The following is an 18,896-nucleotide window of genomic DNA, read 5'->3' on the forward strand; positions in this document are numbered from 1 at the left end:
CGAGGGGATCGGCGAAATCACCTGCGTCGTCGACAGGATTCCTGTCGACGGATGGTCAGAGGCTTCCAGCGGTAGGGGTATCCGAACCGGCGTTTCGGCGTGCCGCACTCGAATCGTTGAGCCGGGCGATCTGCGGAATCGCCAGGAAGCGGGCCAGTTCCTCCGGGGAGCCGATGGCCGGGCGCAGGTCGGGCCGGTTCGCGTACTCGTGGACGGCCCGGGCCAGGAACTCGGCGTCGACACCGATCGCCGGCAGAGTGGTGGCGTTTCGGGAGCGGAGGCCCCGCCTGCGGACCGCTCCCGGATCAGCCAGGAAGAGGGCGATCTGCTGGTCCCCGCGAGGAAGGGACGACCGCGGGGTCTCGAGAGCGGACCACGGCACGAGGATCGATCCGAAAAACCGGTGCTCCTCGATGCCGTCGGGGCGCAGCCGCAGGACGGCCCCGCGCAGCGCCCTGGTCCAGACCGCACCCAGCATCGCGGCCCAGAGCAGGGCGAACCCGGCCGTGAACCAGGCATCGCCCGGGTACGCCAACTGGTCGCGAACCACGCCGCTGAGATTGCGGCCGATCATGAGGGTGACGCCCGCGGCGAGGAGGACCACGCCGGGACTGACCGGGACATCGAACGCGGGCACGCCGGGCCGGGATTCGGCGATGGCGGCCTCACCCCGTACCGGTGAAAAGGAACTTAAAGGACGAAGCCGGCGATCATCTGGCTGAGGGCGCGGATGTCGGAGTCGGCCTTGAATTCGAGGCGGACCTTGCCGAGGCCGCTGAACCACATCTCCAGCTCGGAATCGCGGTCGAAGTTGCCCGCCGTCTCGATCGAGAACGCCTGGATCTTGCCGTAGGGCAGCGACGTGTAGTCGACCTTCTTGCCGGTCATGCCCTGCACGTTGGCGGCGATCAGCCGCTTGTTGGTGAAGACCACGAAGTCGCGGGTCGTCTTGAACGCCGCGATCAGCTGCTCTCCGGGGATGAGCAGCGGCGCCACCTGCGGGTAGACCGAGGCCGGGTCGCACGGGTTGAGCTTGAAGACCGATGGGCTGGAGAAGTCAATCACGACCTCACGGTAGCCGCCCCGTGCAGCACCCGGCCGGAATGTCTCAACGCAGGGTCACCTCGGCGGCGTCGGTGAGGCGGGTCAGCTTCTCCGGGTTGCGCACGTAGTAGAGGCCGGTGATCCGCCCCTGGTCGACCCGCGCGGCCATCACCCCGTCGAACTCGCCGTCGACGTGGACGGCCAGCGCCGGACTGCCGTTGACCGTGGCGAACGCCGTGGTGTAGCTGATCCGGGCCTTCCGCAGGCCGCCGAGCATGAAGCGGGCCACCTTGTCGGCGCTGATGATCGGGCGGGCCGCCGCCTGCTTGAGGCCACCGCCGTCGGCGATCAGGACGGTGTCCGGCGCCAGCACGTCGAGCAGTCCCTGGAGGTCGCCCGCGCCGAGCGCCTTCTGGAACGAGTCGAGGGCGGCGCGGACCTCACCCTCCGAGACGGTCTGCCGGGGGCGCCGGGCATCGACGTGCTGCCGGGCCCGGTGGGCGATCTGGCGGACCGCGGCCGGGGTCTTGCCGACCGCCTCCGCGATCTCGTCGTACCCCACGTCGAACACCTCACGCAGCACGAAGACGGCCCGTTCGGTCGGCGCCAGGGTCTCCAGCACCAGCATCATGGCCATCGACATGCTCTCGGCCAGCTCCACGTCGCCGGACGCGTCGGGGGTGGTGAGCAGCGGCTCCGGCAGCCAGGAGCCGACGTACGACTCGCGGCGCCGCTGCATCGTACGGAGCCGGTTGAGGGCCTGCCGGGTGGTGATCCGGACCAGGTAGGCGCGCCGGTCCCGGACCTGGTCGAGGTCGACGTCGACCCAGCGCAGCCAGGTCTCCTGGAGCACGTCCTCGGCGTCGGCCGCGGAGCCGAGCATCTCGTACGCCACGGTGAAGAGCAGGTTGCGGTAGGTGACGAAGTCGTCGGTGGCGTCGCGCATATCGATCATCATGCGACACCGGCGGCGGCGGTGACGGCCTGGGCGCGGTTGCGGTCGTGGATCCACAGATCGCGTGCGCCGGGGCGGCGCGCCTCGTCGGCCAGTTGCTTGACGGTGTGCGCCACCACGAACTCCTTGAGCTTGGCGCCGGGCCGCCCGCCCAGGTACAGCGGGAGGACACGGTCGTCGCGCCGGGCGAACTGGAAGATCCCGGCGCGCCGGCCGAGGCTGATGCACTGGCCGCCGAATCCGACTTCGGCGTCCGCCGGTGTGGCGCCGGAGATGCGGCTGAGCACGGTCTCGGCCGCCTGCGGCCCGAGCTGGATCGCGGACTGGCAGCCCATCCGGTACGGCCGTCCGGACGGCGCCGCCGCGTCCCCGGCCGCCACGATGGTCGCGTCGTCGACGCTGGTCAGGGTCTCGTCGGTGATCAGCCGGCCGGCGTCGTCGGTGGTGAGGCCGCTGCGGGTGGCGAGGTCGGGGACGCTGAACCCGGCCGCCCACACGGTCAGCGGGCTGGGCAGTTCCCGGCCGTCGGCGAGGCGGACGGTGTCCGGGGTGACCGCGGTGACGCTTGCGCCCGGCCCGTCGACCACCCGCACCCCGAGCCGGGCCAGCTGCCCGGCGACCGAGCGGCGGCCGTTGGTGTGCAGGTACGGGTTGAGGACGTCCCCGCACACCAGGGTCACCGTGTGCCCGGCCTCGGCGAGTTCGGCGGCGGTCTCGAGTCCGGTCGGCCCGGCGCCGACGACGGTCACGGCGGAGGCGGCGGCCACGAGCGGCCGCAGCCAGCGCGCGTCCTCCAGGGTGGCGATCGGGTGGGCGTGCTCGGGCGCCCGCGGGCTGCCGCTGCCGACCGCGTAGACGAGGTAGTCGTAGCCCACGGTCGCGCCGTCGGTCAGGGTGAGGGTGCGGGCGGGGGCGTCGATCCGGTCGACGGTGGCGGTGCGCAGCCGGACCCGGTCGGCGAGCACGTCCCGGTAGTCGACGACCGCCTCGTGGTTGCCGCGGACCAGCTGGTGCAGGCGGAGCCGTTCGACGAAGACCGGGCGCGGGTTGATCAGCGTGACGGTCACGTCGTCACGGCGGGTGAGACGGTTGGCGGCCATGACTCCGGCGTAGCCGCCGCCGATCACTACAACGTTCATCGGAACTCCCTGAGGCTCGTTCGGGCGGTTCGGGCACGAGACACCGGCCGGCCGGGGAGTGTGACAGTTGTGAGCCGCCTCACCCCGGCGTTCACCGGGGTGAGGCGTCACGCCTGGAGGTCAGGCCTTGCAGTTGTTCTTCCTGTTCCAGGTGGCGACCGCCTTGACCGGGCTCTTCTGCCCGCCCTTGCGCCACGAGGTGAGGTACGACGCGGGCCAGACGACGCCGCGGCGGACCTTCCAGTCGCCGGTCTTCTTGCACGCCGGCGAGATGCCGTAGTGCACGTGGCAGACGCCGCTGGAGTTGCCGGTCTTGCCGACCTTGCCCAGCGACTGCCCGGCCTTGACCCGGACACCCTTCTTGATGCCGGCGGTCACCTTGCTCAGGTGCGAGCCGTAGTAGCGGACGCCGTCGTCGCCGAGGATGGAGACGAACTTGCCGCCGTTGTACGGCCCGTCCGGCACGCCCTTCTTGTACTTGTCGACCCGGCTCACCTCGAGGACGACACCACCGGTGGTGGCGACGAACGGCTTGCCACAGGCGGCGAAGATGTCCGTCGCCGGGTAGCCGGAGTGGGTCTTGTGGTACGAGGCGTTCTTCGCCCGTACCGGGAAGACGTACTTGTAGGTGGCGGCGGCCGCGGCCAGCTCGACCTCGACGGGCGCCACGGCCGCCGCTGGTGCGGCCTCCGCGGCGGGCCCCGCCGGGTTCGAGCCGGGGACGCCGCAGCCGGAGAGGCCCACAGCGGCCGCGGTCAATCCCGCCAGCCAGGTTAGATTGCGCATCGCGACACCCTAGCGCCCGTTTCCGGCGGTGGCGGTCCCGCGCCGGGCCCAGGCCCGCACGTCGGCGTCCGGGTCGTCGGCGGCCGCACGCAGGGCCGCTGCCACGTCGTCGCGGTGCGGCCAGGCCGCCAGCGAGCGGACGGCGGCCTTGCGGACGTCGAGGTTGCCGTCGCGGACGGCGCCGGACAGGGCCGGGGCGGCGACGTCCGGTTCGGCGGCGGCCAGGCCCTTGGCGGCGCCCTCGCGCACCTGCCACGCCGGGTCGCCGAGCGCGGTGACCGCGGTGGCGGCGAGCGGCGGCGGGCAGCCGATTCCGGCGGCCGCGGCCAGCGCGGCGGCCCGGACCAGGACGTCGTCGTCGCCGGTGAGCCGGTGCAGGGTGCCGGCGGCGGCCGGGTCACCGACCGTGCCGAGGCCGTGCGCGGCGGCCACCCGCACCTCGCGGGCCGGGTCGAGGGCGGCCGCGGCGAGACCGCCGACGTCGTCGCGGCGGACCAGACCGCGGACGGCCTGGAGACGGACCGCCACGTCGACGTCCTCGGCGGCGGCCCGGAAGTCGGCGGAGCCGCCCAGGCCGATGATCCGCAGCAGCTCGATCACGATCTCGCGGACCGCGGTGTCGGTGCTCGCGTAGCCGGCCCGCAGCCGCTGGGCCAGGTCCTCGGTGGCGGGCAGGACGTCGGCGAGTTCCCGCAGGCCGGTCACCGCGGCGGCGCGCACCGTGCGGTCGGGGTCGGCGAGGGCGCCGACCAGGGCGTCGGCCACGCCGGGCGGGGCGACCTCGGTGAGCGTCGCGACGGCGGTACGGCGTACGCCCGCGTCGGCGTCGTCGAGGTACTGGGCGAAAGCGGTCAGGGCGGGTTCCTGTTCGGCGAGCGCCAGGACGGCCACGATGCGCGCGGCCGCGGCGGTCGAGGTGCTCTCACCCGTACGATCAATGGTTTTGTGAAGTGCGGCGGCGCCGAATCTCCTGGGCTCGGAGACGGGGGTTTCGGGGGCGCCGGACGGGGGCTGGAATCCGTCGACCGGGAAGAGGTATTCGGCGACCGGCCGTTTGACGAATTCCATCTCACCGGCGGCGTTGCGGCGCAGATTGAGGTGGTAGAGCCATTCGTCGTCGTCACGGGACGGATGGTCGGCGCGGTCGTGGTAGAGGCCCCAGCGGCTCTCGGTGCGCACGAGGGAGGCGCGGGCGGCCATCTCGGCGCAGTCGCGGATGAAACTGACCTCCACGCAGCGCATGAGCTCGTGCGGGGTGCGGCCGCCCATCTCGGCGATCTCGCCGGTCATCCGGTGGAACGTCTCGACCGCGATCTCGAGTTTGGCGGCCGACTTCGGCGGGGCCACATAGTCGTTGACGAACCGGCGCAGCTTGTATTCGACCTGCTGCTGCGGCGGGCCGTCCGGGTGTTCCAGCGGGCGATAGATCAGTTCCCTGGCAGCGGCGATCTGGTCCTGCGGCAGATCGGAGATGTCGCTCTTCTCCAACGAAGCCGCGTGCGTCCCCGCCAGATCGCCGTAGACGAACGCGCCGATCATGTAGTTGTGCGGCACACACGCCAGATCACCGGCCGCGTAAAGGCCCGGAACCGTGGTCGCCCCGTTCTCGTCGACCCACACACCGGACGCGGAATGGCCGCCGCACAGCCCGATCTCGGAGATGTGCATCTCGATGTCGTGAGTCCGGTAATCGTGCCCGCGCCCGGCATGGAACGTCCCCCGCGACGGCCGTTCGGTGGAGTGCAGAATGCCCTCCACGGTGGCGATCGTCTCGTCCGGCAGATGGCTGAGCTTCAGATAGATCGGCCCGCGGTCGGAGTCGAGTTCCCGGGCCACCTCGGACATCATCTGCCCGGACCAGTAATCGCAGTCGACGAACCGTTCGCCCCGGTTGTTGACCTGATAGCCGCCGAACGGATTGGCCACATAGGCGCAGGCGGGCCCGTTGTAGTCCTTGATCAGCGGGTTGATCTGGAAGCATTCGATCCCGGACAGTTCCGCCCCGGCGTGGTAGGCCATGGCGTACCCGTCGCCCGCGTTGGTCGGGTTCTCGTAGGTGCCGTAGAGGTAGCCGCTGGCCGGCAGGCCGAGCCGCCCGCACGCGCCGGTGGCCAGGACGACGGCGTTCGCGGCCACGGTGACGAACTCGCCGCTGCGGGTGTCGAAACCGGCCGCGCCGACCGCCCGGCCCTCGTGGGTGAGGACCCGGACCGGCATGACCCGGTTCTCGATCTGGATCCTCTCCCGGTTGTGGCGGCTGCGCAGCACCCGGTAGAGGACCTTCTTGATGTCGCGGCCCTCCGGCATCGGCAGCACGTACCGGCCGGAGCGGTGCACCTGGCGGACCGCGTACTCGCCGTACTCGTCCTTCTCGAACTTGACGCCGTACCTCTCCAGCCGCTGCACCATGGCGTGGCCGCGGACCGCGGTCTGGTGGACGGTGCGCTGGTTGACGATGCCGTCGTTGGCGCGGGTGATCTCGCGGACGTAGTCCTCGGGGGTGGCCTTGCCCGGGATGACCGCGTTGTTGACGCCGTCCATGCCCATGGCCAGCGCCCCGGAGTGCCGGACGTGCGCCTTCTCCAGGAGCAGGACGTTCGCGCCGGCGGCCGCGGCGGACAGCGCGGCCATGGTTCCGGCCGTGCCGCCGCCGATGACCAGCACGTCGGTGGTGAGGTGGCGGGTCACGTGAGGCTCCTCAGGATCTCCTCGCGGGCCGCGCGGACCACGGGGGTGCCGCGGGTCGCCGGATCGCGGGGTTCGGGGACGTCGATCAGGGTGCGCACGCCCTCCGGGCCGAGGACCGCGACCCGGTCACCGAGGTAGAGCGCCTCGTCGACGTCGTGGGTGATGAAGACGACGGTGGCCGGGGTGGTCCGCAGCACGTCGACGAGCAGCCGCTGCATGGCGGCGCGGGTCTGCGCGTCCAGCGCCCCGAACGGCTCGTCCATCAGGATCGCCTTCGGTTCGCCGGCCAGCGTGCGGGCCAGTTGCACCCGCTGGCGCATGCCTCCGGACAGCTTGCCGGGCCGCCGGTCGCCGTGGTCGGCGAGCCCGACCTGGGCGAGCCAGTGGTCGGCCAGCCGGCGGCGTTCGCCGCGCGGCACCCGGCGGATGGCCAGCGGCAGCTCCACATTGCGGCGGGCGCTGCGCCACGGGAGCAGGGCGTCGTCCTGGAAGACCAGCGCCCGGTCCGGGGACGGGCCGGTGATCGGGGCGCCGTCGGCGAGCAGGGCGCCGCCGCGGACCGGGAGCAGGCCGGCCAGGCTGCGCAGCAGGGTGGACTTGCCGCAGCCGGAGGCGCCGACCACGACCAGCACCTCGCCGGGGCGGATGTCGAGGTCGAGGTCGCGCACCACGGTCTCGTCGCCGTGCCCGAGGCTCACGCCGTTGATGTGGAAGGCGAGGCTCACCGGTCCCCCACCACCCGGCGGCCGAGCAGTTCGACGGCGCCCGCGGTAGCGAAGCCGAGCACCCCGATGGTGATCATCCCGACCAGCACGGCCGGGTAGTCGACGATCGTGTAGGCGTGCCAGGTGCGGTACCCGACGCCGTAGTCACCGGAGATCATCTCGGCGGAGATGACGCAGATCCAGGCCACGCCCATGCCGACCGACAGGCCACCGAACACGCCTGGCAGCGCCCCGGGCAGCACCACGCTGAGCAGCACCCGCCAGCGCCCGCCGCCCATCGTGCGGACCGCGTCCTCCCACACCGTCGGCAGCGCGCGGACCGCGTGCCGGGTGCTGACCAGGATCGGGAAGAACGCCGCGGTGAAGGTGATGAACACGATGCCCTGCTCGTTCTCCGGGAACAGCAGGATCGCGACCGGCACCAGGGCGATCGCCGGGATCGGCCGGACCACCTCGAACAGCGGTTGCAGCAGGTCGGACAGCAGCCGGGAACGGGCCACCGCGATGCCGGCGGCGATCCCGGCGACCGCGGCCAGGGCGAACCCGGTGAGGATCCGGACCAGGCTCTGCGCGATGTCCAGGTAGTACAGCGGGTCCCGCAGCAGCAGGCCGAGCTGCCCGGCCACCTCGACCGGCGTGGGCAGCCGGTCGAAGCGGATCCACAGGGTGGCGTCGGTGGCGGTCAGCCACTGCCAGATGAGCAGGGCGGTCACCAGCGAGGCGGCGCGGATCAGCCAGCGACTCGCCTGGCGGCCTGCCGGCCGCTTCGGGCTCGACTCGGTCCGGGTCTCCCGTGCCGGTGCGGCGAGGGTGGTGGTCATGCCTCGTTCACCGCTTTCTCGTACGCGAGGACGCGCGACCCCGGGTGGGCGGTGTTGTAGGCGAGCGCCGCCGCCTCGGTGACGAACGGCAGGAAGCGGTCGCCGTCGCGTACCCAGGTGCTCTTGTCGGCGAACCAGCGGGTGCCGGTGCCGGCGTCCGGCACGTACGCGGCCCGGATCTTCTTACCGGCCGTCGTCGCGGCCTTCACCGCCTTGAGCAGGCAGGTCGGGTCAGCGGTGGCCTGCGTGCCACTCTCTCCGTCGAGCCACAGCTCCCCCGCGAGCGCCTTGTCCCCGACCGGCTTCCCACAGATCGCGTCGGTGCCGCTCAGCACGGCCCCGGGCGTGCCACCGGCCTGCACCAGGCTGTCGTCGACGAACGCGTCCAGGTCGATGTCCTGGAGCACCCCGATCGACCTCAGGAACGGCACGTCCTGATCGAGAGCGGCCCGCAGGTCGGGTTTGATCGGCAGGTCGAAGGTGGCGATGCCGTTCGCGCCGTTGTAGAGGTATACCACCTCGGCCGGCAGCCCGGTCTCCTTCGCGACGATCTCGGCGGCCTGCACCGGGTTCTTCCAGAGGAACTCGGTGGCGTCCTGCTGGGCGGCCAGGAAGGCCTTCACGACGTCGGGCTTCTCGTCGGCATAGGCTTCGCGGACGACGGTGCCGTGCAGAGTGGGCACGCCGAGCGCGCCGCCGTCGTAGAGGACGGTGGCCTCGCCGCGGTGCACGAGCAGGCCGGGCCAGGCGACGAACTGTGACAGCGCGTCGACGTTGCCCGACTGCAGGGCGGACGCGCCGATCGGTGGCTGCTGGTTCTCCACCTTGACGTCGGTGTCCTTCAGCCCCTCCTTGCGCAGCGCCTGCACGAACAGGCCGTGCGCGGCGGAGCCGACGCTGGTGGAGACGACCTTGCCCTTCAGTTCGGAGAGCGACCGCACCTTGGAGTCGTTCGCGACCACCACGGTGTTGAGGGCGCCGCGCTGGTTGAAGCCGGTGACCGCGATCATCTTCGTCCGGGTCTGCTCCGACTGCTGGCCGCGGGCGCCGTTGATGAGCAGCGGATAGTCACCCATCGAGCCGATGTCGATCTTCCCGGCCATCATCTGGGCGGTGATCGGGGCGCCGGTGTCGTAGTCCTGCCAGACGACCTGGTAGCCGTCGCCGAGCCGCTTCTCCAGGAAGCCCTGGGCGCGCAGCAGGGTGCCGGCGGTGACGGTGTTGATGGTCTTGGACTGGTAGCCGACGACGACCTGCTCGGCGCCGGCGTCGGCGGCCTGCCCGGCCACCGTGCAGCCGGTGAGCGCCAGCAGCGCCGTGAGCGGGAACGCGAGCCGGGCCCTCATCGGATCAGCACCGGCATGTTGACGGTCACCGCGCCGGTCGGGCAGCGGGCCGCGCACGGGCCGCAGTACCAGCACTCGTCCACGTGCATGTACGCCTTGCTGGTCTCCGGGTCGATGGCCAGCGAGTCCAGTGGGCACATGTCGACGCAGAGCGTGCACTCGTCAATACATAGACCTTTATCGATGACTACGGGCACATCGACCCGTTGATCGACCAGCGCCATGGGATTCTCCTGCGATTCTAGAAACTGCTGATACGGCTCAGCCGGGTCACCAGGGTCAGCCGGTCGCCACGGAACCGGATCCACTCCAGATCCACCGGGCGGCCGTCGGCCAGATGGGTGACCCGTTCGATCATGAGCAGCGCGGCCCGGTCGGCGACACCGATCAGGTCGGCGCTGTGCGGGTCGGCGTTGACCGCCTCGATGCTGATGTCGGCGGTGCCCAGACTCTGCCCGGTCAGCTCCTCGATGAGCACGAACACGTCCCGCCCGGCCAGATCCTCGGCGAGCAGCGGGACACCGATGTCCTGCGGCAGATAGGTGAGATCCAGCGAGACCGGGGTGCCGTCCAGGCTGCGGACCCGCTCCAGGTAGACGACCTGCTCACCGTCCGGGATCCGGAGCCGCTGCGCGACCACGGCGGGCGGGCGGACCAGCGCGACCGTACGCACCTCGTTGGTGATCTCGCCGTGCCCGTGCAGGGTCTCGGCGAGCCCGGCCAGGCGGTGCAGGCCGTGGGCGTACTTGGCGGTGACGACCAGGGTGCCGACGCCGGGCTGGCGCGCGACCAGACCCTCCGCGGCCAGCAGTCCGAGCGCCTCCCGGACGGTGTTGCGGGACGCCTCGAAGTCGTGGCAGAGCTGCGCCTCGCCGGGCAGCACCCGGAACACCCCGCCGAGCACCTGGTGCCGCAGCACGTCGGCGATCTGCCGCGCCCGGTCGGCGCGCCGCCACCGCGCCTCGACCGTTGCCGGTTGTCTCATCCCGTTCACCTCCCGCGCTTCATCGGGATAAACCTACAAAGCTCATAGGAAAACTGGAAGCAGTGGGCGGCTGCGCCACCTGCGCCCACCCTCGCTGCCACCCCTGAGCTGCGGTTTCTTCCGCAGCAGCGATGGTTGCGCCGGAAAACACGCTCGGATCCTGGGACACGGCCCGAAGGCCCGCCCCGGCCGCCGCCATCCGCCCTCTCCCGCTGCCGGCCCGGCTCGCACCGCTGCCACCGCACACGGAAGCCCCCACGTGCGCGACCGCCCCCGCAATTGGTCGTGGGTGTTTTCGGTAAGGGCGAAACGGGTCAGCAGTACATCGCTGAGGCCGGACAGGTGGCGGCCCCGCGGCGACCCGGCGGACCGCGCCAGAACGGCCGGTCGTGCGTCCAACACGCATCCGAGGGCGCAATGTCCAGCTCGATCAGGCCGCATTGTCGCAGCTGAGCGGCCGTTGCTGACTGGTGAAGCCCGGGGGCATGGCCAGCCCCCGGGCTTCCGCTTACCACTGAGTTGCACACGCCAGCACGTTTAAGAGCGAGGATCACTCTGATGACATCCGGGTTTTGCCTTTAAACTACCGCCCCCCGAAAGCGGAGCGGGCCGGAATTGAACCGGCATCCGGTGTCTCTGTCCTGCTCGTTCGATCTGGCGATCAGTGGTGAATGCTGACATTGGAGCGAGAATCTGAGTCTCATCCCGGCTGCCTCTGCCAGTTGGGCTACCCCCGCGTGGAATGCAGGGGGCGGGACTCGAACCCGCACTGTCACCGGGTGGTTCAGCTTCAGCCTCAGCTGTCAGCTTCGCGCCCGGAATTCGGGCGCACCCCGCGCTCCCACGGGGGTCTGTGACGGGTCATCACCCGAACAGGAAGTCGAAGACCGCGGCGCCGACCCGCTGGTCGACGGCCTCGGTGTTGTTGGCCTCCTCGCGCGCGAACTTCACCGCGGTCTGCAACGACAGCACCCGGTCGAGGATCTCGTTGACCCGCTTGGCCGGCAGCGCGCCGGAGAACTTCACGGTGGTCCAGTAGCCGACGGTGACGTCCTCGTAGTACACCTCGACCTGGGCCGGGTGCTTCTCGGTGGCCTCCGCCTTCACGTGGTTGCGCGGCACCTTCTTGGTGCGGTTGGTGCGCACCGGGTCGGTCCGCCAGCTGTCGGTGGAGTCGTCGCGCACCCAGGACTCGGCGGCGTCGAGGACCGGCAGCTTCTTCACGAACGTGTGCAGGTCGACGAGCTGCTTCTCGAGGAAGAGCAGGTAGGTCACCGGCACCTGGGCGGCGATCACGCGGCCGTCGACGACCACGTCGGCGCGGGCCACACAGTTCGTCCAGTCCTTGGTGGCGGTGACGTCGAACAGCCGGGTCAGGGTGCGGGACACGTCACGGAGGATCTCCTCCGCCTTGATCTGCACCCGCGTCGACTCGGCGGGAAGCTGCTCACCCTCCTCGTCCTTCGGCTGGTAGGTCCGGGAGATGCCGGCGAGCGGCGCCGTCTTCTGCACGGCGTGATGCGCCTCGCTCAGGTCGGCGAACGCCTTGCTCTTGACGCCCTTCTCGACGGCGATGATCTGATTCAGCTTCGGCACCGATGTCCCCTTTCAGCGGCCCGAACGCTAACACCACCCGGCCAACCCCCAAACCCATTTCCGGTACGGGCTACGCGCGCTGCCCCGGGCGGACAGCGACCTGACCGCCCACTCCAGCCCGTGCCGCCCGCGCCGGGCGTAGATCGGTTGGACACCCTCGCATGTGCCGCCGCTCGCTCCGGGTGGGCGGTTGCGCTGCGCGCTGCTCCCGGCCGTCACGCCGCTCCCTCTGGGCGGGTGGTTGCGCTTGTGCTCGCCAGGCAACCGGGGCGGTCTTCTCCCGGCCGTTGCTCCGGTTGCGCACGGTGGGTGGTGGCGGTCGATGCCGGTCGCGCCACGATAAACCCGCCGGAAGTCACTCACCGAGACCGCAATCTTGGATACGTGAGGATGCGTGGTACATCCGTGCTGTTCCGGCCACCCCTATCCTCCACAAAGGCCGGTGAACCGGGTTCCCCACTCAGGCGGAGTTCCGACCGACCGGGCTTTCGGCGGTGAAAGCACACGAAGGCTGCCCCGTGAGCGGCCATCGCGGCGATAGACCACGCAGGCGACCACGACACCGCCACCGTGCGCGCCCACCCTCGTGAAAGCGCGACCACCCGCCCAGAGCGACCGGCGCAACGGCCGCGAGCGGGCAACCCCCCGCGCCTGGGAAACAAAACCAACGCAGGCGACCGGCAGGGGGCAACCCGGGAGCCCGGCCGGCAACACCCCGACCACCCGCCCGACGTGACCGACAGCAGGGGCGGCGGCGCCTGAGGAAGTGGCGACCCGCCCAGGCACCGATCTACGCCCGGCGGGCGCGGCACGGGCTGGAGCGGGCAGGGAGCTCGCGCGGCGGGGCGGAACCGCCCTGAAAATGACGGGACGGCGTCACCCGTACCAAAATCAGTGGATCTTTTGCCAGGGGACCCGGCGCCAAGCCTCCTGGAGTGCCGACGTCAGGGCCGGGGTGTCCGGGAAGAGGACGTCGTCGATGGCGGCGATCGGCTGGGCCGGGTGGCGGGAGTTGGTGGCGGCCGCGCCGGTCATGGCGGGCAGGTCGGCGGCGGTGAGCGGGCGCACGGCCTGGGGGACGTCGAGTTCGCGGCGCAGCAACAGCATCGTCACGCCGGCCAGCATCGGCGCGTCGGGCCAGATCACGCGCTTGCCGTCGGAGAACGCCAGGTTCCAGACGGAGCCCTCCCGGAGCAGGCCGTCGCGGCCGGTGAAGACGACGTCGTCGAAACCGGCGCGTTGCGCCTCGGCGGCGTGGTGGAACAGGCCGAGGGTGGCGCGGTGCTTGAGGTGGGGCAGTTCGCGTTCGTAGACGATGGTGCGGGCGCGCAGCGGTGGGGGTGGCGTGTCGGCCCCGGGTTCGAGGACGGAGACCATGACCTCGTCGGCGGCGAGCACGGTGACCCGGACCGTGGCGTCCGGCTCGCCGCGCAGCGCCTGGACGATCAGCGCCCGGATCGTGTCGTCGGCGGCCGGTTCGGCGCCGGGGAACAGCTCGGCCGAGCCCTCCCGCAGCCGCCGCAGGTGCAGGTCGAGGCCGGCCACCGCGCCGCCGCGGACCTGCATGGTGGTGAAATGCCCGAGGATCCGGGTGGCGGCCCGGTGCAGCGCCTCGACGTCCGGCGCCGCACCGTTGATCTCCACATACGTCACCAGGTCATGTCTACCTGGTGTTCGAGGACGGCGTAACCGGCCCGGGCGAAGGCGGCCGCCATCGGCACGTTGCCGAGGTCGTCGAGCACCCGCTCCATGAGCCCGATCAGCTCGTCGGCGTCGTGCGGCTCCCGGAAGACGAGGCGGCCCGTGGACGGCCGGACCGGGGTGCCCGGCTGCCATTGCAGGCGCAGCCGCTCGACGAAGATCCGGGCGCCGGAGCGTTCCAGGACGTGCAGCCAGTCGTGGCCGTGGTCGCGCCAGTCCGGTGGGACGAACCGAACGTACTCCGGGGCGTGGACGGCGGCCGCCTCGATCAACTGGACGCCGTCGTCGAGGTGGCCGGGCGCCACGTCGAGGATGTCCATGAACATCGGCTTCTCGTCGCCGTGGCGGGACCACCAGGCGGCGCGGGCGGTGACCCGGCCGTCGCGGACGGCCACCCACAGCCACTCGGGGCGGCGATGGCCGGCGCTCAGATCGCCGGGGATCTCCTCGTTGAGCGCGTACTCGAAGGAGTTGAAGAGGTCCAGCTCACCGGGGCCGGTGAGCGGACGGATATCCAAGGTCAAGTTTTCTCCATCCGGTCCGGCGGCCGGTTGTAGCCGCCGTCCCGGCCGGTCCGCAACGCATTAACGGGCGCCGGAGCGTTCCGCACCGATCCCGGCGGCGACCACCAGGCCGATGCCGGCGACCGCCGTCCACCCCGGAACCTGGTGCAGCAGGACCAGGCCCGCCAGCACGGCGATGGCCGGCTCCAGGCTCATCAGGGTGCCGAAGGCGGCGGTGGTGAGCCGGCGCAGCGCCAGGAACTCCAGGACGAACGGCACCACCGGCAGCAGCACGGCCAGGAACAGCCCGGCCACCAGGACGTCGACGGTGACCCGGCCGATCACCTGCGGGCCGGCGACCACGGTGGCGACCAGACCGGCCACCGGCATCGAGACGGCCAGGCCGCTCAGCCCCGCGCCCTCGTCGCCGACATGCTGGGTGAGCAGAATGTACGCGGCCCAGCACACCGCCGCGGCCAGCGCGAACGCCACCCCCACCGGGTCGGCGCCGCCGTGCCACGGCTCGGTCAGCAGCAGCACGCCGGCCCCGGCCAGCAGCGGCCACAGTGCCCGCCGCCCGCGGATCACGGCCACCCCGAGCGGGCCGAGGAACTCCAGGGCGCTCGCGGTGCCCAGCGGCAGCCGGGCGACCGCCGCCATGAACAGCATCGTCATCGTCCCGGTGACCACGCCGAGGGCGACCGCCGACCACAGGGCGCGCCGGCTCAGATCGGTCAGGCGCGGCCGGACGAGCAGGAACAGCAGCACACCGGCCCACGCGAGCCGGATCCACGCGGCGCCGGCCACACCGATGTCGTCGATGAGGCCCACCGAGACGGCCAGACCCAATTGCACGCACGTCATGGCGGTGACGGCGAGGGCCGCCCCGGTGCGGGTGTCGGTGCGTGGGCGTACGGCGGTGAGCGTCATGCCGCCAGTAGATGCGATCCGGACCGTTCGCGTCCACGTGACGATGCTGGACATACCGTTCGCTACCACTTAACAATTGGGGTATGGACGTGCGCCGCCTGGAGACTCTGCTGATGCTGTCCCGGCTCGGGTCGATGCGGGCCGTCGCCGAGGAGACGCACACCACCACGTCGACCGTGTCGCAGCAGATCGCGGCGCTGGCCCGGGAGGCCGGGACGCCGCTGATCGAGCCGGACGGGCGGCGGGTCCGGCTCACCCCGGCCGGGCGGCGGCTCGCCGAGCACGCGGTCACCATCCTGGCCGCGCTGGAGGCGGCCCGGCTCGACCTGGATCCGGCCGCGGAACCCGCCGGGACGCTGCGCGCCGCCGGTTTCGGCACGGCCATCCGGCGATCGCTGCTGCCCGTCGTGGCCCGGCTCGCCGACGATCACCCCCGGGTACGAGTACGCATCCACGAACACGAGACCGACGAGGCGCTCGCCATGATCGCCGCCGACGACCTGGACCTGGCCCTCACCTACGACTTCAACCTGGCCCCCGCCGCCCCGGACCGGACGGTCGTGTCCCGTCCCCTGTGGTCGGCGGAGTGGGCCCTCGGCGTCCCGGCCGCCGACCCGCACGCGGACGCCGACGCCCCCACCGTGTTCGCCCGCTACCGTGACCACGACTGGATCGTCAACTCCCGTGGCGTCGCCGACGAGCAGGTGGTCCGCACGATCGCGTCGATGGCCGGCTTCGACCCGCTGATCACCCATCGCTCGGACAGCCTGGAGCTGTTGCAGGACCTGGTGGTGGCGGGCCTCGGCGTGGGGCTGCTCCCGGTCGCCGGCCCGACCCGCCCCGGCGTGCGCCTGCTGCCGCTGCGCGACCCGGCCCCGATCCTGCGCTGTTACGCGGTGGTCCGCACCGGCCGCACCGGCTGGCCCCCACTGGCCCTGCTGCTCCGCCTGCTCGAATCGGGCATGAGCGATCGGGCCTCCTCCGCCTCGGGCACGCCCAGCTCCTGATAGAGACGCACCGCCTCGTCGAGGTGCGGCGCCGCGTCGCCGGCTCTTCCGAGGCCGAGCAGGGCCCGGGCGAGGCCGTGATGGGCGCGGGCCCGCTCCGGCCGGTCGCCGGACGCCACCGCCCGCGTGTGCTCCTCGATCGCCCGCTCCGGGTCGCCGCCGGCCAGCGCCGCCTCACCGAGGCCGTTGAACGCCGCGGCCTCGTCGGTGCGGTTGCCCATGGCCCGGTAGATCCGGCCCGCCTCCCGGTGCCGCTCCACCGCCTCGGTGGGGCGGCCCTGATGGCGCAGCAGGGTGCCGATCTGGTTGAGCACCCGCGCCTCGCCGAGCGGGTTGCCGTCGCGCCGGTGCAGGGCGAGGGCCAGATCCAGGTGGCGGCGGGCCTCCTCGTGGCGGCCCGGCTGGTCCAGGACCATGCCGAGGTCGCCGAGGACGAACCCTTCCCGGGCCCGGTCCCCGGCGATCCGGGCCAGGTCGAGGGCCTGTTTGAGGTGCCGCTCGGCGGTTGCGGTGTCGCGGCGGCGCCAGGCCACGTCGCCGAGCGTGTGCAGGGCCATCGAGCGGGGGAACGGATCGTCCTCGGCGACGGCGAGCGCCTGCCCGGCGCAGTCCAGCGCCCGCTCGTAGTCGCCGCGCCGCCAGTGGGTCCAGGCGAGGTCGGCGAGCGCACGGCCGGACACGTCCGGGTCGCCGTTGGCGCGGCTGCGCTCCAGGGCGATGCCGTGCAGGGTGACGGCGTCGTCGTGGTGGGCCTGCCGGTCCAGGTACGGCCGGAGCGCGTGCGCCAGGTGCCCCACACAGATGCGGGGGACGTGGGCGGCGGTGGCGATGATGTTGCCGCGCTCGGCGTCCAGCCACCGGAGGGCCTCGGCGGGATCGCGGATCGGCTCGACCGGGGTCAGCTCGGGTGGCAGCCCGGGCCGGTCGCCGACGTTGGCCGGGAACAACCGGCGGACCGCCGACCGGGACCGGTGCAGGTAGTGCACGAGCAGCCGCATCACCGCCCCGTCCTCCTCCGGGAAGGCTCGGGCGTGCTCGCGCAGCAGGTCGTGCATGGTGTAGCGGCCGGGCTCACGCTGGATCAGAAGGTTCGCGTCGAGCAGGCTCTCCAGCAGGTCCTCCGCCTCGGGCACCGGCAGGCCGGCGAGGGCGGCCGCGGCGTGCGGCTCGACGTCACGGACCGGGGCCGGCCCGAGCAGCCGGAACATGCGCTGTTCGGCCGGGTCCAACTGCTCGTACGACACCGTGAAGGCGGCCGCCACGCTGCGCTCCGGGGTGGCCAGGTCGGCCAGCCGCAGGCGGCCCGCCAGATAGGACACGCTCCATCGTGGCCGGTGCTGGAGCCGGGCGGCGGCCAGCCGGATGGCCAGCGGCAGATGCCCGCACAGGCCGAGCACCTCGGTGACCGCCGCGGGCTCGGCGGCCGCCCGCTCCCCCACGATGCCGGCGAACAGGGCGAGCGCGTCGCCGGGCGGCAGCACCTCCATGGACAGGGCGCGGGCGCCGTCGACGTCGACCAGCCGGCGCCGGCTGGTGATCAGCAGCAGGCTCTCCGAGCTGCCGGGCAGCAGCGGCCGGACGTGACCGCCGTCGGTCGCGTTGTCGAGCACCACCAGGACCCGGCGGGCCGCCAACTCGGCCCGCCACAGGGCGGCGCGACCGGCCTCGGTGGGCGGGATCTCGGTGAGGCCGAGCTGGCGCAGCAGGATTTCCAGCGCCGCCGACGCGGTGTGCCCGCTCAGGTCGGCGAACAGCTGCCCGCCCGGGAAGCGGCTGGCCAGCCGGTGGGCGGCCCGGATCGCCAGGGTGGTCTTGCCGACCCCGGCCATCCCGTCGACGGTGACGATGCCGCCGCGCGGATCGGTGACGATCCGGTCCAGCTCGTCGTCGCGGCCGGTGAAGTCGGGCACGTCGTAGGGCAGGAAGCTGGACCGGGACGCCGCCAGGGCGCTCTGCTCCACGGCCAGGAAGCCCGCCCCCGGGTCGAGGCCCTGCTCCTCGGCCAGCCCCTCCCGGTACGCCCGGGCGGCGGCCAGCGCGTCGGCCTGCCGCCCGGACCGGTGCAGTGCCGTGACGAGCTGCCCGGCCAGCCGCTCCCGCAGCGGGTGCGCCGCCACGAGCCCGGCCAGCTCGTCCAGCACGGCGGCATGCCGCCCGGCGGTCAGCTCCGCCTCCATCAGCCGCTCGATCGCGACGAGCCGCCGGTCGGCCAGCAGCGCGCGGGCGGCGGGGGCGTAGTGCGCGTGCACGTCGGCGAGCGCCTCGCCCCGCCACAGGCCGAGCGCCTCCCGCAGCCGGCCCTCGGCCACCAGATCGCTGAACTCCCGCACATCCAGGCTGCCGGGCCCGGGATCGGCCAGATAGCCGCCCGAACGGGTCAGCAGCACCTCGGCCCCACCCATCGCCCGGCGCAGCGCGGTGATCGCCGCGTGGATCTGCGACCGCGCCGTCTCCGGCTGGTCGAGACCCCACACGGCCTCGATGAGCCGCTCCATCGGGATCACCGTCCCCGCGTGGAGCAGCAGGTAGGCGAGGACGGCGCGGTGCCGTGGGGCGAGGCCGGGCAGTGGCTCGCCGCCGTCCGTGACCAGCACGGGCCCCAGAAGTGCGAAGCGAAGGCCCCCCACGATGTGCCTCCCATCGTCGATGCATCGCGAATCTATCAACGGG

At 72.2% G+C, this 18,896-nt stretch carries 17 protein-coding genes; 1 reads left to right on the forward strand and 16 read right to left on the reverse strand.

Annotation, left to right across the window (positions count from 1 at the left end):
- Nucleotides 1-55: 55 nt before the first annotated feature.
- The 15 genes from IEZ13_RS17935 to IEZ13_RS18005 all read right to left on the reverse strand — a co-directional run bounded on the left by IEZ13_RS17935 (nt 56) and on the right by IEZ13_RS18005 (nt 15,219).
- Nucleotides 56-637, reverse strand: a complete 582-nt coding sequence (locus IEZ13_RS17935; RefSeq protein WP_183218815.1) for a hypothetical protein — start codon at nt 635-637, stop codon at nt 56-58.
- A gap of 53 nt (nt 638-690) precedes the next feature.
- Complete coding sequence (locus tag IEZ13_RS17940; protein ID WP_183218816.1) at nt 691-1,065, reverse strand: PH domain-containing protein; 375 nt, start codon at nt 1,063-1,065, stop codon at nt 691-693.
- A gap of 43 nt (nt 1,066-1,108) precedes the next feature.
- Nucleotides 1,109-1,990, reverse strand: coding sequence for an RNA polymerase sigma-70 factor (locus IEZ13_RS17945; RefSeq protein WP_183218817.1), 882 nt, complete (start codon nt 1,988-1,990; stop codon nt 1,109-1,111).
- 8 nt (nt 1,991-1,998) lie between these two features.
- The gene (locus tag IEZ13_RS17950; RefSeq protein ID WP_183218818.1) at nt 1,999-3,138 is read right to left on the reverse strand and encodes an NAD(P)/FAD-dependent oxidoreductase; all 1,140 of its coding nucleotides are present in this window, start codon (nt 3,136-3,138) and stop codon (nt 1,999-2,001) included.
- Nucleotides 3,139-3,258: 120 nt separating this feature from the next.
- Complete coding sequence (locus IEZ13_RS17955) at nt 3,259-3,924, reverse strand: M23 family metallopeptidase (protein WP_183218819.1); 666 nt, start codon at nt 3,922-3,924, stop codon at nt 3,259-3,261.
- 9 nt (nt 3,925-3,933) lie between these two features.
- A complete protein-coding gene (locus IEZ13_RS17960) occupies nt 3,934-6,612 on the reverse strand; it encodes a fumarate reductase/succinate dehydrogenase flavoprotein subunit (RefSeq protein WP_183218820.1) in 2,679 nt (892 codons plus the stop codon).
- Nucleotides 6,609-7,337, reverse strand: a complete 729-nt coding sequence (locus tag IEZ13_RS17965; protein ID WP_183218821.1) for an ABC transporter ATP-binding protein — start codon at nt 7,335-7,337, stop codon at nt 6,609-6,611. The genes IEZ13_RS17960 and IEZ13_RS17965 overlap by 4 nt, the downstream gene beginning before the upstream one ends.
- Nucleotides 7,334-8,158: an ABC transporter permease gene (locus IEZ13_RS17970; RefSeq protein ID WP_183218822.1), complete on the reverse strand. Its 825-nt coding sequence runs from the start codon at nt 8,156-8,158 to the stop codon at nt 7,334-7,336. Before IEZ13_RS17970 ends, IEZ13_RS17965 begins: the two co-directional genes overlap by 4 nt.
- Nucleotides 8,155-9,504: an aliphatic sulfonate ABC transporter substrate-binding protein gene (locus tag IEZ13_RS17975; protein WP_183218823.1), complete on the reverse strand. Its 1,350-nt coding sequence runs from the start codon at nt 9,502-9,504 to the stop codon at nt 8,155-8,157. The genes IEZ13_RS17970 and IEZ13_RS17975 overlap by 4 nt, the downstream gene beginning before the upstream one ends.
- Complete coding sequence (locus IEZ13_RS17980) at nt 9,501-9,728, reverse strand: 4Fe-4S dicluster domain-containing protein (RefSeq protein ID WP_183218824.1); 228 nt, start codon at nt 9,726-9,728, stop codon at nt 9,501-9,503. Before IEZ13_RS17980 ends, IEZ13_RS17975 begins: the two co-directional genes overlap by 4 nt.
- 17 nt (nt 9,729-9,745) lie before the next feature.
- Nucleotides 9,746-10,489, reverse strand: a complete 744-nt coding sequence (locus tag IEZ13_RS17985; RefSeq protein WP_183218825.1) for a GntR family transcriptional regulator — start codon at nt 10,487-10,489, stop codon at nt 9,746-9,748.
- A gap of 864 nt (nt 10,490-11,353) precedes the next feature.
- Nucleotides 11,354-12,085, reverse strand: a complete 732-nt coding sequence (locus tag IEZ13_RS17990) for a DUF7873 family protein (protein ID WP_183218826.1) — start codon at nt 12,083-12,085, stop codon at nt 11,354-11,356.
- 891 nt (nt 12,086-12,976) lie between these two features.
- On the reverse strand, nt 12,977-13,738 hold the full coding sequence (locus tag IEZ13_RS17995; RefSeq protein ID WP_183218827.1) for an aminotransferase class IV: 762 nt from the start codon (nt 13,736-13,738) through the stop codon (nt 12,977-12,979).
- Nucleotides 13,735-14,310 (reverse strand): hypothetical protein, encoded by a 576-nt coding sequence (locus IEZ13_RS18000; RefSeq protein WP_183218828.1) that lies wholly within the window; start codon nt 14,308-14,310, stop codon nt 13,735-13,737. The genes IEZ13_RS17995 and IEZ13_RS18000 overlap by 4 nt, the downstream gene beginning before the upstream one ends.
- Nucleotides 14,311-14,370: 60 nt before the next feature.
- The gene (locus IEZ13_RS18005) at nt 14,371-15,219 is read right to left on the reverse strand and encodes an EamA family transporter (RefSeq protein ID WP_203833688.1); all 849 of its coding nucleotides are present in this window, start codon (nt 15,217-15,219) and stop codon (nt 14,371-14,373) included.
- An 83-nt stretch (nt 15,220-15,302) separates the two neighbouring features.
- Between IEZ13_RS18005 and IEZ13_RS18010 the strand changes: the two genes are divergently transcribed.
- Nucleotides 15,303-16,226, forward strand: coding sequence for a LysR family transcriptional regulator (locus tag IEZ13_RS18010; protein WP_183218830.1), 924 nt, complete (start codon nt 15,303-15,305; stop codon nt 16,224-16,226).
- On the opposite strand, the gene IEZ13_RS18015 is transcribed toward IEZ13_RS18010, so the two are convergent.
- Nucleotides 16,109-18,853, reverse strand: a complete 2,745-nt coding sequence (locus IEZ13_RS18015; RefSeq protein ID WP_183218831.1) for an AfsR/SARP family transcriptional regulator — start codon at nt 18,851-18,853, stop codon at nt 16,109-16,111. The two genes, IEZ13_RS18010 and IEZ13_RS18015, sit on opposite strands and share 118 nt — an antisense overlap.
- Between the last annotated feature and the right edge of the window lie 43 nt (nt 18,854-18,896).

Origin of the sequence: Actinoplanes campanulatus, from assembly GCF_014647795.1 — a bacterium.
Classification (GTDB): domain Bacteria; phylum Actinomycetota; class Actinomycetes; order Mycobacteriales; family Micromonosporaceae; genus Actinoplanes; species Actinoplanes campanulatus.

Bases quoted from the DNA above. Each gene is read 5' to 3' on its own strand.
- IEZ13_RS17970 (WP_183218822.1), bottom strand. From the start codon at position 8,158: ATGACCACCACCCTCGCCGCACCGGCACGGGAGACCCGGACCGAGTCG.
- IEZ13_RS17975 (WP_183218823.1), bottom strand. From the start codon at position 9,504: ATGAGGGCCCGGCTCGCGTTCCCGCTCACGGCGCTGCTGGCGCTCACC.
- IEZ13_RS18010 (WP_183218830.1), top strand. From the start codon at position 15,303: ATGGACGTGCGCCGCCTGGAGACTCTGCTGATGCTGTCCCGGCTCGGG.
- IEZ13_RS17985 (WP_183218825.1), bottom strand. From the start codon at position 10,489: ATGAGACAACCGGCAACGGTCGAGGCGCGGTGGCGGCGCGCCGACCGG.
- IEZ13_RS17950 (WP_183218818.1), bottom strand. From the start codon at position 3,138: ATGAACGTTGTAGTGATCGGCGGCGGCTACGCCGGAGTCATGGCCGCC.
- IEZ13_RS18005 (WP_203833688.1), bottom strand. From the start codon at position 15,219: ATGACGCTCACCGCCGTACGCCCACGCACCGACACCCGCACCGGGGCG.
- IEZ13_RS17955 (WP_183218819.1), bottom strand. From the start codon at position 3,924: ATGCGCAATCTAACCTGGCTGGCGGGATTGACCGCGGCCGCTGTGGGC.
- IEZ13_RS17980 (WP_183218824.1), bottom strand. From the start codon at position 9,728: ATGGCGCTGGTCGATCAACGGGTCGATGTGCCCGTAGTCATCGATAAA.
- IEZ13_RS17945 (WP_183218817.1), bottom strand. From the start codon at position 1,990: ATGCGCGACGCCACCGACGACTTCGTCACCTACCGCAACCTGCTCTTC.